Origin of the sequence: Vallitalea pronyensis (genome assembly GCF_018141445.1) — a bacterium.
Classification (GTDB): Bacteria; Bacillota; Clostridia; order Lachnospirales; family Vallitaleaceae; genus Vallitalea; species Vallitalea pronyensis.
The window spans coordinates 695,387-710,281 of the sequence record NZ_CP058649.1 but is presented as its reverse complement, the minus strand read 5'-3'; the positions used below and the strand labels follow the sequence as shown (position 1 = coordinate 710,281).

General features: G+C 34.4%; 10 protein-coding genes. 2 read left to right on the top strand and 8 right to left on the bottom strand.

Going from position 1 to position 14,895, the window contains the following annotated elements; genetic code table 11:
- Positions 1–142: 142 nt before the first annotated feature.
- The 7 genes from HZI73_RS02910 to HZI73_RS02880 all read right to left on the bottom strand — a co-directional run bounded on the left by HZI73_RS02910 (position 143) and on the right by HZI73_RS02880 (position 9,136).
- Positions 143–1,429, bottom strand: coding sequence for a UDP-N-acetylglucosamine 1-carboxyvinyltransferase (locus HZI73_RS02910; RefSeq protein ID WP_212696763.1), 1,287 nt, complete (start codon positions 1,427–1,429; stop codon positions 143–145).
- Positions 1,430–1,735: 306 nt separating this feature from the next.
- Complete coding sequence (locus tag HZI73_RS02905; protein ID WP_212696762.1) at positions 1,736–2,623, bottom strand: hypothetical protein; 888 nt, start codon at positions 2,621–2,623, stop codon at positions 1,736–1,738.
- A 17-nt stretch (positions 2,624–2,640) separates the two neighbouring features.
- On the bottom strand, positions 2,641–4,011 hold the full coding sequence (locus tag HZI73_RS02900; protein ID WP_212696761.1) for a hypothetical protein: 1,371 nt from the start codon (positions 4,009–4,011) through the stop codon (positions 2,641–2,643).
- Positions 4,012–4,044: 33 nt separating this feature from the next.
- Entirely contained in the window at positions 4,045–4,737 is a 693-nt protein-coding gene (locus HZI73_RS02895; RefSeq protein WP_212696760.1) for a hypothetical protein, read from the bottom strand.
- Positions 4,738–4,831: 94 nt separating this feature from the next.
- The gene (locus tag HZI73_RS02890; RefSeq protein WP_212696759.1) at positions 4,832–6,601 is read right to left on the bottom strand and encodes an ATP-binding protein; all 1,770 of its coding nucleotides are present in this window, start codon (positions 6,599–6,601) and stop codon (positions 4,832–4,834) included.
- 27 nt (positions 6,602–6,628) lie between these two features.
- A complete protein-coding gene (locus HZI73_RS02885) occupies positions 6,629–7,315 on the bottom strand; it encodes a response regulator (protein ID WP_212696758.1) in 687 nt (228 codons plus the stop codon).
- 165 nt (positions 7,316–7,480) lie between these two features.
- A complete protein-coding gene (locus HZI73_RS02880; RefSeq protein WP_212696757.1) occupies positions 7,481–9,136 on the bottom strand; it encodes a M23 family metallopeptidase in 1,656 nt (551 codons plus the stop codon).
- Positions 9,137–9,982: 846 nt separating this feature from the next.
- Here HZI73_RS02880 and HZI73_RS02875 point away from each other — a divergent pair.
- Both HZI73_RS02875 and HZI73_RS02870 read left to right on the top strand, forming a co-directional pair.
- Positions 9,983–13,183: an Ig-like domain-containing protein gene (locus HZI73_RS02875; protein ID WP_212696756.1), complete on the top strand. Its 3,201-nt coding sequence runs from the start codon at positions 9,983–9,985 to the stop codon at positions 13,181–13,183.
- A gap of 401 nt (positions 13,184–13,584) precedes the next feature.
- Positions 13,585–14,385: a hypothetical protein gene (locus tag HZI73_RS02870; protein WP_212696755.1), complete on the top strand. Its 801-nt coding sequence runs from the start codon at positions 13,585–13,587 to the stop codon at positions 14,383–14,385.
- 58 nt (positions 14,386–14,443) lie between these two features.
- Here HZI73_RS02870 and HZI73_RS02865 read toward each other — a convergent pair whose 3' ends face one another.
- Positions 14,444–14,824, bottom strand: a complete 381-nt coding sequence (locus HZI73_RS02865) for a hypothetical protein (RefSeq protein ID WP_212696754.1) — start codon at positions 14,822–14,824, stop codon at positions 14,444–14,446.
- Between the last annotated feature and the right edge of the window lie 71 nt (positions 14,825–14,895).

Genomic DNA, 14,895 nt, shown 5'->3' with positions numbered 1-14,895 from the left:
TATAAGTAGAATATAAATGATGCAATTTAAATCCATTAAACATGGGTTACATGTAATCCATGGCACTTACGTATTTAACACCTTAACTTATAGGTGCTTTAAACACATATTAAACATGAAAAATATGTTTAAATAGCTATTCCTAGACTACTTTAAACATGGATTTATCCGATTTATCTTTGACACGGAAAATATCGGCTCCAAGCCTCTTTAACTTATCTTCTATATGCTCGTAACCGCGGTCCACGTACTCAACACCTGATACAGCTGTTTCACCTTTAGCAGCAAGGGCAGCTATAATGATACCAGCTCCTGCTCTAAGATCTGGCGCAGTTACTTCAGCTCCCGTTAACTCCTCAACACCTTTAACGATGGCTGTATTACTTTCTACTTTTATATTGGCACCCATACGATTCAATTCATCCGTATAAGAAAAACGGCTCTCAAATATACTCTCAGTCATAATACTTGTGCCACCTGTTACGGATAACAAAGCGGTCATCTGAGGTTGCATATCGGTAGGAAATCCTGGATATGGTGATGTTTTTACTTGGATATTCTTTAAGGGACCGTTAGCAATAACACGTATGGCTTCATCATATTCTTCAATGGTGACACCCATCTCCGCTAATTTTGCTGAAACAGCCTCCATGTGCTTAGGAATAATATTATTGACTGTCACATCGCCGCCTGTAATAGCACCAGCAATCATGTATGTGCCTGCTTCAATCTGATCAGGAATGATCATGTATTCTGTGCCATGAAGTTCTTTTACACCATTAATTTTAATGACATCTGTTCCAGCACCTTTTACATCAGCACCCATACTGCTTAGGAAGTTAGCCACTTCTACAACATGAGGCTCTTTTGCAGCATTCTCAATAACGGTTGTTCCTTTCGCTTTTACTGCAGCAAGCATGATATTAATGGTTGCTCCTACACTTGCCATATCTAAGAAAATATTAGCTCCTGTTAAATCATCAGCTGTTGCGACAATCATCCCATGTTTGACTTCAACATGAGCACCTAAAGCTTCAAAGCCTTTGATATGCTGGTCAATAGGACGGCTTCCAATATTGCAACCGCCAGGTAATGCTACTTCAGCTTTTTTATATTTCCCTAGCAATGCTCCTAACAAGTAGTAAGAAGCTCTTATCTTTTTGATATAATCATAATCAATCCTACGGTTATGAATATGTCGTGAATCCATTTTGATTTTATTTTGATCCAAATAGTCCACATTAACGCCTAATTGCTCCATTGATTGCAACAATACCTTGATGTCATTGACACATGGTAGATTCTCAATAACACAAACATCATCAGCTAGGATAGCTGCAGCTAAAACGGCCAAGGCTGCGTTCTTAGCACCACTAATTGTAACTTCGCCTTGTAATCTCACATTACCCTTTATCACTAGTTGTTCCACTTTTACACCTCTCTTAAGTATACTTCATAAAGTTGAACTTCATCTTCTATATCCGTATATCATCTTAAGTAAATTTCTTAGTCATCATAAGTTCATTATAATAAATCTCGTTCTTATAAGCAATAGCTCTATCTACATATCTTAAACGTTACTATTGCTTAGAAAAATCTAATATTCCATATACTATTTTTTTTATTATTTTTTATGGTCATCTTTTTATTTACTTGGTTTACACTATTTTTTATTATAGCACATGTTCCAGCTTTTGTAAAAGATGTTTACTTTTTCGGAATAATTTTTATATACCTAGTCGTATTCGGTATAAAAAATTTCGATATTCGTATAAGCATTAATATAGTGTACTTCACCATTACCTAAGCTAATACGGTAACAAGGTTCCGCTTCTATTATGCTTGTAGCAGAATTTTTCTCATTCTCTTTATCCACATCATCTACATAATAACCAATGTCTATGCCCATTATTTTTATAAACTCATTATTCGCTTTTCCTTGAATATTATACATAAATTCATACAAAACTTCATCCACTGGAAAAATTTTTTTACTACTGCCACTAAACCTTAATGGTTTATAACGTCTGCTTTTAGCTGATATATCACCATTTTTATAGATTGCAAGCTCCACATAACTACTAAATAGAATGTCATTATGCTTCGCTTTGTCGTTATACACAAGAACATATTTTGTCAGATCATCATCCGGTTCACTGCTGAGCATGACCATCTTATTTTTATGTAGTGTTAGGCGATCAACTAATTCTCTACCTATCTTTTCTACTGTACCTTTATCAAAATTCTCAATAGGTGTATTGGCTTTTTTTTCATATTCAATGGTGACTTCCTTGGCTTTTGAGTGAATAAATAAATCTTCATTTCCTTTTGAATAACGGTTCTCAAAAGGTTTTAGTGTATAGCCTCCATCAAAGAATTGTTCTGGATATGTGGTGGTATTGATATTAATTCGTTCAACTTCCAATTTTCTTCTAGGGTAAAACTTGGGTAAAAGGGTGTAAATGGAAATATTATTTTCTGTCAAAATTTCTATAAGCTGTCTCTCTCTTTCTGCAGACAGACTATAGTCCGTTTTCTTTTTATATTCATAGAGGCCGAAAAGAACTATATTGGCAATAATAAATAATATAATAAAGATATTTAGTATACGACCGAAATTCATATGAGCACCTCTTTTGACTAATTAATGGTTTGTGTATATTTTATATTGTCCGTTGTTACGACCCAGCTTAATTGCAGTGTTTGAGCCTCACTATCCAACAGATATTTAACCGATACATCTTCTATGTTTCTGCCTTTTTCATCAGGATAGTCTTCTATCATATGGTCTATAACATCACTATAAGATAGCGTATATTCTTCTTTTTGTACATTGCTTTCGTTACGTTCTTCATTTAATAGGAACCTTTTATAATGTGTTATGTGTCCATCTTCAATTATTATTTCAATGGGGTATTTTATGTTTATATCCACAGCTTGAAGTTTCTCTTCAGCAATATCCACATCTATACCGTTGAATTTATACTTATAGTAAAATGTTACCTTATCCTCTTCAATGACATAATGAGCTAACGTATACTCCACGTCTTTAATGAGCGTATCTCTATTTTTAATAAAATCTTCTGCTTTGTAATAGGCATCTACAGGTGATACGTTCTTTTTATTGCTATTCTTATCACTTCTATAAGCCACATACCCATTGAGATAATAGTCCAACTGCACACCATCATCCACATCAATATAAGTGAGCTTATCATCATCTTCATCATTGATGCTTAACTTGAACTTATTATACTTAGAGAAGCCATTAACGTATGTTTTTAATGCCGCTTCATCCAATGTATCGTCCTTATAAAATGGTTTGGATAAATCAATGGTATTGAACTCCACTGATTTTATATCGGGTATGAGTACATTCCTCGTGAAGGATGATAGGTTTAATTCTTTAGATGATTGATAGTAAGGAAAATCTTTTCCTTGTAAATCATCCATTCCTTGTTTAAGAATACCGATACTTTCATCCCCTGACACCGTGTAAGCGATTATATTGTTATAATCTGTATCATTCATAAAATAGACTTTTGCACTTGTATGAGATAGAAGCATAATCATGATCTCATTAAAAGGTTGAACATTCTCATTGAAAGACAAGTTCTTAACATTAAGGTCACGCAATAGGAGACTTGGCTCTATCTCATAATCATACTTAAACAATACATTTTGCTTTTGCCATAACTCTTCTACGGATGCGGGTTCTATTTTACCTTTTGCTAATACAGCTTTTATTAGATTCGCTGACTTGAAAAATGTATCATCAAATTCCTTCTTGTTTTGCTTAATCCATGAATAGCCTTTACCTACTTCATTGAGATTATATACCGCCAACGTATCGGGTTTTATAAAATACTTATCCTTGGCTATGGCTTTTGAATCCTGAGCATTATAAAAAAGGTTAAAGTTTGATAAGTCATCAAACCATAACCTTGTTAGCTGATACAAACTAAGACCTATTAAAAACACAAGTACAACTGTTCTTATTGCATTCTTCATCGTTATTCACACTACTTTTGGTATTCTCACATCTTATTCTGCTTGGTTATCATCTGTATATTCTTTGAAGAAAGAATCAAATGTATTGTCCTGTTCGTTGTCATCCTCAACATCAAATCCAACGTCAATGTTCTCTAAGAGTTCTTTGGTGTCTGCTTTTTTTCGATTAATGTAATACACCTTGTGTTCACATTTTTCACCTTTTTTAACAGCAAGAATAATCATATTGCCACCAATGCTTTTCAGTTCAATGGACTCATTGTATAGCTTAGATGGTCCAATTTTTTGACGTTCTGTAAAGAAAGTAGGTTTTAATGTATTGTCTTCATCAATCTTACAGACCATGATACCAACGACTGTATTTTCTTCACCTTCACCTGATATATCCTTGGTATCAGAAAATGTAGGTGCTACTTGAAAATACCCTGCATGAGCACTTTCATTGTCGTTCGTCTTTTCTATTTTACGAAATCCTTTATTTAAATTAAGATAAGTAAACGTGTTAATATCATCTTCTTGTAATGCATCTGCTATCTTGTCATCCACTTGTTTTCCACCGTCTAATATATCAAGTATATCATCATGGATATCAAAATACGCAAGAAAACTCTCTTCTTTCTCTTCCATATCACCATTTGCAGGCTCTGGGGCTGCACATGCGATGATGGGCACACAAAAAGCTATAAACATACTTATTATGAATAGTCGTATATATTTCTTACACATATGCTACCTCTTCCAAATCATAATTTTTATTAATCTCATTATACTAGAAAAGTATTACAATTTCATTACAATGTGTTAACTTTTAAATAACATCTTATTGTGCTTCCCTTTTTTCATAAGGAAAATACAAATGAAAACATGTACCGACACCAATTTCGCTGTTTACTTTAATATGTCCACCATGGCATTCCATGATTTCTTTTGCAATGGCCAGACCTAGGCCTGTTCCTCCCATGGCTCTTGACCTTGCTTTGTCTACACGATAAAAACGATCGAAGATTCTTGATAAGTCTTCTTCTGGTATACCCATACCTGTATCTTGTATGGTGACAACAATAAATCGACCTCTTTCCATAACTTCTATTTGAATGGTTGCTTCTTCATAACTGTATTTTACTGCATTGGATATAATATTCTTAATGACTTGCTCTATACGGCCAGCATCACCCGTAATTTTATAGTCATCTGATGTCCTTTCATAGACCATGATTTGATTTTTCTTTTTGGCATGAATCTGATATTTATCCACACTGCCTTCTACAATGTGTGATAAACTGATATCCTGCATCTTGAATTTGGTCTGCTTATTATCTAACCGTGACAATTCGAGTAAATCCTGTACAAGAGCCGTCATACGGTCTGCTTCATGATTGATAACGTTAAGGAAATTAAGTGCTAATTCTCTCTCATCCACTGCCCCATCCAGCAATGTTTCTGCATAGCTTTTTATGGTGGTGAGGGGCGTTCGTAACTCATGGGATACATTCGCCACAAACTCTTTCTGCATTTCCTCTAATTTCTTATGCTCTGTGATGTCTTGTATAACCGATATGGTACCAAGAATGTTTTCATGTCGGTCCAGATATGGTGCAAAACATAAATTAACATACTTGTCCCCTAAGCGAATAATGTGTTGTCTTGTTCCTGTTATGACATACTCGATGAGTTCATCGTAAGTCATATCTAAATAGAGAGCAAATATTTCTCCATATTGTTCTTTCTCTTCTAAGTCTAGTAGATTCCTTGATGCAGGATTACTATGTATAAGCATGCCATTACTGTCAAACACCAGAATACCATCTGTCATATGGGCAAATACTGTCTCTAACTTATTTTTTTCACTGGATATCTGGGTCAAATTATGATTCAGCTCTTTTGCCATGATATTAAAATTCTGAGTCAGTTCACCTATTTCATCCTCCGATAAGACTTCAATGGTATTTACCAAGTCCCCTTCTGACATTGCTCTTGCTTTATTGGATAAAGCAATAATCGGTTTGGTCAAAAAGCTGGAGAACATAAACCCAAAAAATATGGATAAGACAATGGCAACAATGATGGCAAATATAATGATTTTAATGGTACTTGCTAAATTCTCTTTTACCTGTCCTGACGGAGCCAATATGTAAACCACATATGCCACTTTACCATTGACCTTAAGGGGTCTAGCATAGCCACGGTATTCTTTACGATAAGGGCCTTCCCCATCAATGAACGTGTCATATTCTTTTCTTTCTTTATCATGAGCTGCTGCAATAATCATGGAATTATTGAAGCGGTCCCTGATAATATTTTCTCTTGGGTATTCAACTGTCCCGTCTGTGTTTAACAAATAGAACAGCCTTTCACTATCTTTGTATCCGTCGATAATATCAATCCAATTGTTGCGAACTTCCTCTTTCGTATTTCCTGTCTCAATACTTTCCATGGACTTGGTGATGGTTTCTTTTAAGTTATCTTCTATCCCTTTATAAGCACTACGGCTTATGGATGTTACAATCATGGTGCCGCATGCAATCATAACAATGAGAACCAGTAAGACATAGATGGTAACCATTCTCCATTTTAAACTACGGGTTATCACGTTAATACACCTACCTTACTCGTGCAACTACCCCTTGAAATAATAGCCGATTCCTCTTTTTGTTAAAATAAACTTAGGTTTTCCTGGTACATCTTCAATTTTCTCGCGTAATCGACGTATGGTTACATCAACGGTTCTTACATCCCCATAGTATTCGTAACCCCAAACTTTTTCTAGCAATTGCTCTCTTGTAAATATCTGCTCTTTTCGCGTTGCTAAGAATTTTAGAAGTTCATATTCCCTCACCGTAAGGGCTATGGGTACATCATCGATGGTCACTTCATAGCGATTGGTATTAATGCTCATGTTATCAAAAGTCATCACCTGAACTTCTTCCGTATTTTTATTTTCTAATACATTCCGTCGAAGATTGGCTTTTATTCGAGCCATTAATTCTCGAACACTGAAGGGTTTAGTGACGTAATCATCAGCCCCCAGTTCAAGACCAAGAACCTTATCCACTTCTTCTGCTTTGGCTGTTAACATGATGATGGGTGTGTCATATTTATTTCGAATGGTTTTACAGACCTGTAGTCCATCCATTTTAGGCATCATAATATCCAATAACATAAGGTCTGGATTCTCCCGTTCAAATACCTGTAATCCTTCTTCTCCGTTATAAGCTGTTACAACAACATAGCCTTCCCTTTGTAAATTAAATTTTAGAATATCTACAATGGCCTTCTCATCATCAACAACAAGTATTTTTGACATTTTATTGCTCCTCTCTTATATAACTCCCTTTTTTATATGTATAAACAACACATGTGGATGCGTTGTCTTATAATAGCCTATTATCCTATTAGTCTATTCTATCAAATTACAAGGTTAATGTAAATAAAAAGCCCACCAAAATTGGTGAGCTTACATTGTTTTGATTTAATTAATATATTTCATGGGATTAGCTGCTACACCGTTGAAACGAATTTCAAAGTGGACATGTGGTCCTGTACTTTTACCTGTGCTGCCAACCTTAGCAATTGTTTGATATTGAGAAACAGATTGTCCTGATTTAACAAGAATTCTGCTACAGTGAGCATAACGTGTTAAAACACCATTGCCGTGGTCAATATCCACCGCATAACCATAAGTAGAGTTCTTCCAGCCTGCAAAGATAACTCGTCCTCCATCAGATGCACGAATAGGTGTACCTGTGCTAATGGCTAAATCAATACCATGATGGAAACCACCACGTCTATAGCCAAATGGTGATGAAAATGTTCCGCCCACAACTGGATAAACAAAATTACCTGTTGCTCCTTTTGATGGGAATGGTTTAATACCTACTTCCAACACTTTATCTTTTGGTTCTGTTACAACTTTTTCATCAACGACTTCTCTTGACTCCTCATAACCATTCACTTTGGTTACAATAGCTGTTACTAACATCTCACCATCGGCCCCATTATCCAATATGGTATTGGTGCCTTTGTATTTGTCTTTATTTTCAACCTTCGTCACAGAACGTGGTATCGGTTTTGTATAAGCAATTTTTTCTTTTGTAGCTACGGATAATTCAGGTTCTGGTACGGTTACAATTATTTGCTGCCCAATATTAATGTACTTTTGAGATTCTACACCAGGGTTCATTTTTAGTAGATCTTGAAGCTTCATATCGTTTTTGCTGGCAATACCTGATAATGTATCCCCTTGTTCAACAGCATATGTTTTTTCTTTTTCATTTTCTTTTGTAATCATTTCTGTAGCCACAGCAATGCTTTTTATATCATCTTGCTGTACATATTGTTTGACCACTTGTATTTTTTGAGCAAAAGAAACACCAACTGTTTCAACAGGTATTTCACCATTATCAGCTTCTTCATCCGCAACAGCCTCAGATGCAGCATTCACAGCTTTTGTAGCTGTATTTGTTGAAGTCTGAAACGTTCTTTCCGGTGTACTTATGCTGCCAACAGCTGTATCGTCTTTAACAATGACAGGCATACTAACAGCTGACGTATAAGGTACCCTTACTAAATCAACCCGATAGCCTTCTTCTGCATTGACATAGAGCTGCTGTGCTCTTTTTAAAACTTCTTTTACAGCTTCTTGATCTTCTAGTACAACCTTGAACTCATCACCAATTTCAAGTACATAGCCTGAAACTAAGAAAGATGCTTTATCTGCATTCAATGCATCCTGCATATTCATAACGAGTATATCGTTCTCTGTTATTTCAGATGGATCGGCATATTCCAGATAAAATTTAAGGTCTGTTGTCACCTTAAGCCGATTACCGTCAGCATCGACTACTTTAGCCTTAGCAAGTTGAAAAGCTCTATTAGCCGTAGACTGATTATCTACAATACCTAAACTCTTGCCATTGTACACGACATTATAGGCGTTAGGTATGTTGTTGGCTTTGGTTTGAATATTTTCTGTTGGAACAAACACATTGCCTATTGTAAAGAATATAAATAACGAACATAATATTAATATAATTTCTTTTCTATATTTAACCGGTAGTATCTCTCGATATTTTGGCGCTCCATTCATTTCTTTTAATCCTCCAAGTAATACTTTTTCAATCCTCATGTAATATTTTTGTAATAAATTAACTTAATTTTACCAAATTGCTCAGTAATTGTAAAGGCTTTTATTTAAAAACACAGGATAAATACGCATCTTTGGTTTGTCACAATATTGTAAAAAGTTACATTTATATTTCAAACATCTCTTGATTTCTCCAATAAAGCTATCACCTTCTTCGTTCATTTCAACACTCATAGTTTATATTTTCCCCATTTTAAACGGTTTTTAATCCATTTCAACTTCTTACCAATTTTAAACAGGTGTCTTTTATTTAAAATCCTCTCTTTTTTTGGAAGATTTTATGCGTTGATATTTTATTTTCTCTTCGCTACAATATTACTGTAATGGTTGACATAATTAGTCTACATAATAACCAGTTATTGATTGCTTTAATCAAGCAGTCAGCACATATAAGTTGTACATATGAGATGACAAGGTGAAGTCATTTATTTGAGAAAAATTTCATAACATTATATTCCCTTCTATAGGCGCACCACGTTTTTTTACATGGATAAAAAGAACGAGCTTTCTTATTGTGTCAATAATTGACGGAATGTCCAAATGAAATCCTCAACCTTATGCAAAGCAACTTATATGAAAAAACTTGAACCCTCTTCTGGTTTGGAGAGTTACGTTCAATGAGCAGGAAAAATTATAATTCAATAAGGAGGATTTTAAGCAATGAAAAAAGCAATGAGAAAAATTGTAGCGTTTGCACTTGCTGCATGCGTATTATTCTCTACTGTACCGAGTTTTGCTAGTGCAGTAAACGATCAAGCTAAACTTGACAAACTCGTACAGCTTGGCGTCTTAAAAGGCGAAGGCCACGGCGTTGACGGAACAAAAGAAATGACGAGATATCGTTCTATCGTCATGTTACTTAGACTTCAGGGTCTAGAGGACGACATGTTGGCATTTGATTTCGAAGGTAAAGATACTTTCGCAGATGCTGAAGGACAAAACGATTACCAAAAACGATTAATGGCATACTTAAAAGCTAATCCAGAGATAGGGGTAGCTGGTTACCCAGATGGTACGTTCAGACCTTATCAAAAGATTAACTCTCAAGAATATGCTAAAGTATTACTTGAGTCTCTTAACTACGAAGACCCAGCTGACTACACTTGGGGAACTGTTCCTGCAAAAGCTGCTGAAATCGGTTTAGTTGGAGATGCAAGCGACGTGAACATGGCTACAATCATTAAAGAGTTACACTTTGCTGTATTCACTTATGATGCTTTAACACTTTTTGCAAAAGGTTCTGATGTAACATTGGGTGAAGAGCTTGGAACGCCTATTGTTATTACGAAACTTGATGTAAAATCTGTTGTATCAGTTAACTCATCTATTCAAGATGTAAAGTTAAATAAAACAACTGTTGTTGCACCATCAACAAGTGTATTTAAACTTGTAGATAGTGATAACAAAGAAGCTGCTATTGAAAGTGCTCATATTAGAGATAACGGTACAACCATAAGACTTAAGACAGATGCTTTAAAAGCTAATGCATTGTATACATTAACTTATGATGGTACAGCTTACAAATTTGTAGCAAAAGCTGCTGATACAGATAAACCTGAGTTAACTTCTGCTGTAGCTACTGCTAATAAAACTGTACAATTAAACTTCAGTGAAGAAGTTGATGCTAACGCTCTTATAGCTTCTAACTACACAATTGATGGTCTTACTGTATCAAGTGCTGCTTATGAAGTAGATGCTGATGATAATCCAATCAAAACAACTATTATTTTAACGACTTCTTCTCAAGAGCAAGGTACTATATACAAAGTAGTTGTTAAAAACGTTACTGACTTATCAGAGAATGTCATTAGTACTGATCATGATGAGTATCAATTTGGTGGACTTCCAAAAGACGAAGATAAGCCTGAGCTTCAATCAACCGTTTCATTAACGAATACTTCTGTTGAATTAATCTTCTCAGAAGCATTGGATGAAGCAAAAGCTGAAAACGTAGCTAACTATAGTATTGAAGGTCTTGATGTTCTTAAAGCTGAAAGACAAACAGATAAATCACGTGTTATTTTAACAACCAGTGCTCAACAAACAACAACAATCTACAAAGTTGTGGTTACAGGTGTAACTGACCTTGAAGGCAATATGATTGACTCTGATCATGATGAATCATTATTTGCTGGTATCGCTCCAGATTCTACTAAACCTCGTTTAGTTGCTGCAACTCCATTAACAAATACAACTGTTAAAGTTATCTTTGATGAAAAAGTGGACGAAGTAACAGCAGAAAACGCAGCAAACTATACAATTGATGGCTTAACAATTACAAGTGCTGAGCGTCAAGATAATGAAGCGGAAGTGGTATTAACAACTAGTGCTCAATCTTCTCCTCACGTTTACACTGTAAAAGTAGAAAACGTAACAGACTTAGTTGGTAATGTAATTGATAGTGACCATGATGATAAAGCATTTGCTGGTAAAGCTGTTGATACTCAAAAACCAGAAGTCAAAGATGCTCAATCTCTTGGTAACATGTCCGTAAAGGTAACCTTTAATGAGCCTATGGACAAAGAGTTTGCTGAGTTACCATATAACTATTACTTAGGTGCAGAACTTGGGTACCCAACAAAAGTTGTGAAAGATACAACCGTAACAGATGGTACTGTATGGATTTTAACAACTGCTAAGCAAGCTTCTAAAGTTTATACTGTTGATGTTACAGGTGTTACCGATCTAAGTGGTAACGTATTAAATGAAGATAAAGACACAGCTGAATTTGCAGGTATAGGTACTGATGACACATCAGCTCCAGCTGTTAATTCTGCAGTAGCTCTTAACAACAATACAGTTGTTGTAACATTCAGCGAAGAATTGGATCCTGCTACCGTTGTAGAAGGAAACTTCACATTTGCTTATTCATCAGGTAATGAGCATGCTTCACATAAACTTCCTGAAAATGCTACTAAAGTAATATTAAGTGATGATAAGCGTACAGCTACCTTATTATTTAGTGGTGTAACCATGAAGAGTGGTGTCATCTACAAAGTTACTGTTGCAAATGTTACAGATGCAGCTGGTAATGCTGTTAGCGCCACTACAAACAACAGTGCATTATTTGCTTCAACTTCCGTATCAAATCCTGCTCCAAAAGTTACTTCAGCTATGCTGCTTAACAACCAAACATTAAAAATAATGTTCAGTGAGCCAATCATGATTGACGGTTCTATTGATACTGATGATGTTACAATCACCCATGATAAAACTGGTGTAGATGAATTCACAGGTACAATCCAAAACACTGTACTTGCAAGTGACAAAATGTCCTTAACCATTTACTACACAGGTGATACATTTGAATCTGCTGTTTTATACACTGCAGAAGTTGAATCAGCTAAAGTAAAAGATGTTTTTGGCTTAGTAATGCTTGATACAGAGAATGATAATAATAAAGTATTATTCGGTGGTATTAACACAGAAGTAAAAGGTGCTAAAATTTCTAACATCGTATCCATTGATAACAATACATTTGATATCATCTTCGATCAAATCGTTGATGTAGCTTCCTTAGTTAACACAGATGTAAAAGTTAAAAAAGATAGCACAGAAATTACACCTGTACTTGTTCGTGCAGAAGGTAGCGATGGTAACAAAGTACGTGTATTCTTCTCCGGTACACCATTTGATAGCTCAATTGTATATGATGTTGAGTTAAATAAAGATCATGTTATTAATAAAAATGGTCTTGTAATGGACGATAATACTTCTAAATTTGTATCTGTAACAACTGAAAATGCAGCGCCAAGATTGTTAACAGCTGTAGCTACTTCTTCAGATACAGTAAAAGTGACTTTCAGTGAGTTTGTTCAAGGCGTTGATAGTTCTGACTTCTCAATTGATGGTTATACCGTTGATAGTGTAGCAAAAGTAGATGATAAAACATATACACTTACACTAGATACAGATACAACAACTGGTGAGTTACTTGTAGTATCTATCCAATCAAGCTCCGATATCAAAGATGAAGCTAATGTGGGTAGTGTAGATACAGATAAAACTGCTAAATTTGTTGCTAAGTAATTTGTTTGAAACATTAAAATAGCAGGGATCAAATATCTAAAAAAAGGAGCAGGATTCTTTTATGAATTTTGCTCCTTTTCTGTATAAATCTGTTAAGGTATATGCCTATAAAAAAATTTAACCAACCACAAAGTGAAAGAATAACAATGTAATACAACACAAAACAGAAGTTAACCCACAAAAAGTAAAAGTATTGATATTTGTGCTTTTTTTAAACTATTTCATTTATTTTTCATTATATAATTATTAAATTAAGATTAGATACATTATATAATTATTAATTTTTAATTTTTCATCATATTTTGACATAATATTTTTAATTTTATTGATATAATAGATATAGTAATGGGTATTCTGTGCACAGTATTCACCTTACAATAAAATTGATGGGAGATTTACATATGATAAAAAAATTAATAACTGGAATAATATGTATAGCTTTAATTTTTTCTAATACTACTTTTATAATGGCTTCTGGGGATACATACGAACCAAATAATTCAATTGCAACGGCAGCATCTGTACCACTACAGTTTATGCCTATTAAATCAGCTATTTACCAACAATATGACCAAGATTGGTTTAAAACACAATACTATTCAAATGGATATGCTTCATTTGCACTAGATTCACCAGCAGGACAAGACTATTGCTTAATTATTCATTACAAAGACCCACAAGGTGATCTAGAGAGAGTTGCAGTAGTTAACAATGCTGGTGTAGGTGGTACTGACACTATAAAAATTCCAGTAACTAAAAATTATGAATACTATTTTTTTGTTTACTCACCAAGCTATGGTTTCTCAACAGAGCAATATGAACTAAAGCAAACTAATTTTAGTAACTCATTAGATGCTGCATATGAGAATAATAATGAGAATCATCTTGCATTTGATGTAGATATTTATTCAAACGTTAATGCTAGCATATCATCACCTAATGATATGGATTGGTATAAATTTACCGCTAATAACAGTGGACCTATGAAGTTACAGCTTATTAGCCCAAGTAATAAAAATTATGATATGCATGTTCTAGATCGTGCAACTGGAACAACGCTTGGCTCCAGTTTCCTTGGAGCTGGAAAAACAGACTATGTTAATTTTAATGCTGTAGCTGGACATGAATACACCGTTCTTATCTATGGTGCTAATTATGATTATATGTCTAACGTTCCGTATACATTGTTCGTAGGTAATTGAGTATAGGTATATTAATAAAGAGGCAATCTTTAGATTGCCTCTTTATCATATAATATGTTTAATTTCTGCCTGTAAATATTTTTTGGTCTTTAATGACATTACCATTCATATCATATACATTGCTAACACTTACTTGATAAAGCATAGGAACTTTTTGGTTAGCGGTAGTTAATAATACTTTTGTCTTAGACTCATCTAACTGAGCATCCACAACAATTAAGTCCAATGGACCATATAACTCATTGATAATATAGTTATCTTCATTTTCAGCACTTTCCTGTGTTACTTCTTCGCTAAAAACAATCTCTATAGATGTGTTAGATGGTGCCCATACCATTAAAACATGAGGCATGTCTTGATTATTATTAGCAAAAATACTTATTGAATTAATTATCATGACTACCATTACTAGCGTACTTAAAGCTATAATTTTTTTCATATTTTTTTCTCCTTCTCAAAATAAGTATCTCTACTAAATTATACCATTATAGACAATCTAATACAATAAAA

Bases quoted from the DNA above. Each gene is read 5' to 3' on its own strand.
- HZI73_RS02905 (WP_212696762.1), bottom strand. From the start codon at position 2,623: ATGAATTTCGGTCGTATACTAAATATCTTTATTATATTATTTATTATT.
- HZI73_RS02900 (WP_212696761.1), bottom strand. From the start codon at position 4,011: ATGAAGAATGCAATAAGAACAGTTGTACTTGTGTTTTTAATAGGTCTT.
- HZI73_RS02895 (WP_212696760.1), bottom strand. From the start codon at position 4,737: ATGTGTAAGAAATATATACGACTATTCATAATAAGTATGTTTATAGCT.
- HZI73_RS02885 (WP_212696758.1), bottom strand. From the start codon at position 7,315: ATGTCAAAAATACTTGTTGTTGATGATGAGAAGGCCATTGTAGATATT.
- HZI73_RS02880 (WP_212696757.1), bottom strand. From the start codon at position 9,136: ATGAGGATTGAAAAAGTATTACTTGGAGGATTAAAAGAAATGAATGGA.
- HZI73_RS02875 (WP_212696756.1), top strand. From the start codon at position 9,983: ATGACGAGATATCGTTCTATCGTCATGTTACTTAGACTTCAGGGTCTA.
- HZI73_RS02870 (WP_212696755.1), top strand. From the start codon at position 13,585: ATGATAAAAAAATTAATAACTGGAATAATATGTATAGCTTTAATTTTT.
- HZI73_RS02865 (WP_212696754.1), bottom strand. From the start codon at position 14,824: ATGAAAAAAATTATAGCTTTAAGTACGCTAGTAATGGTAGTCATGATA.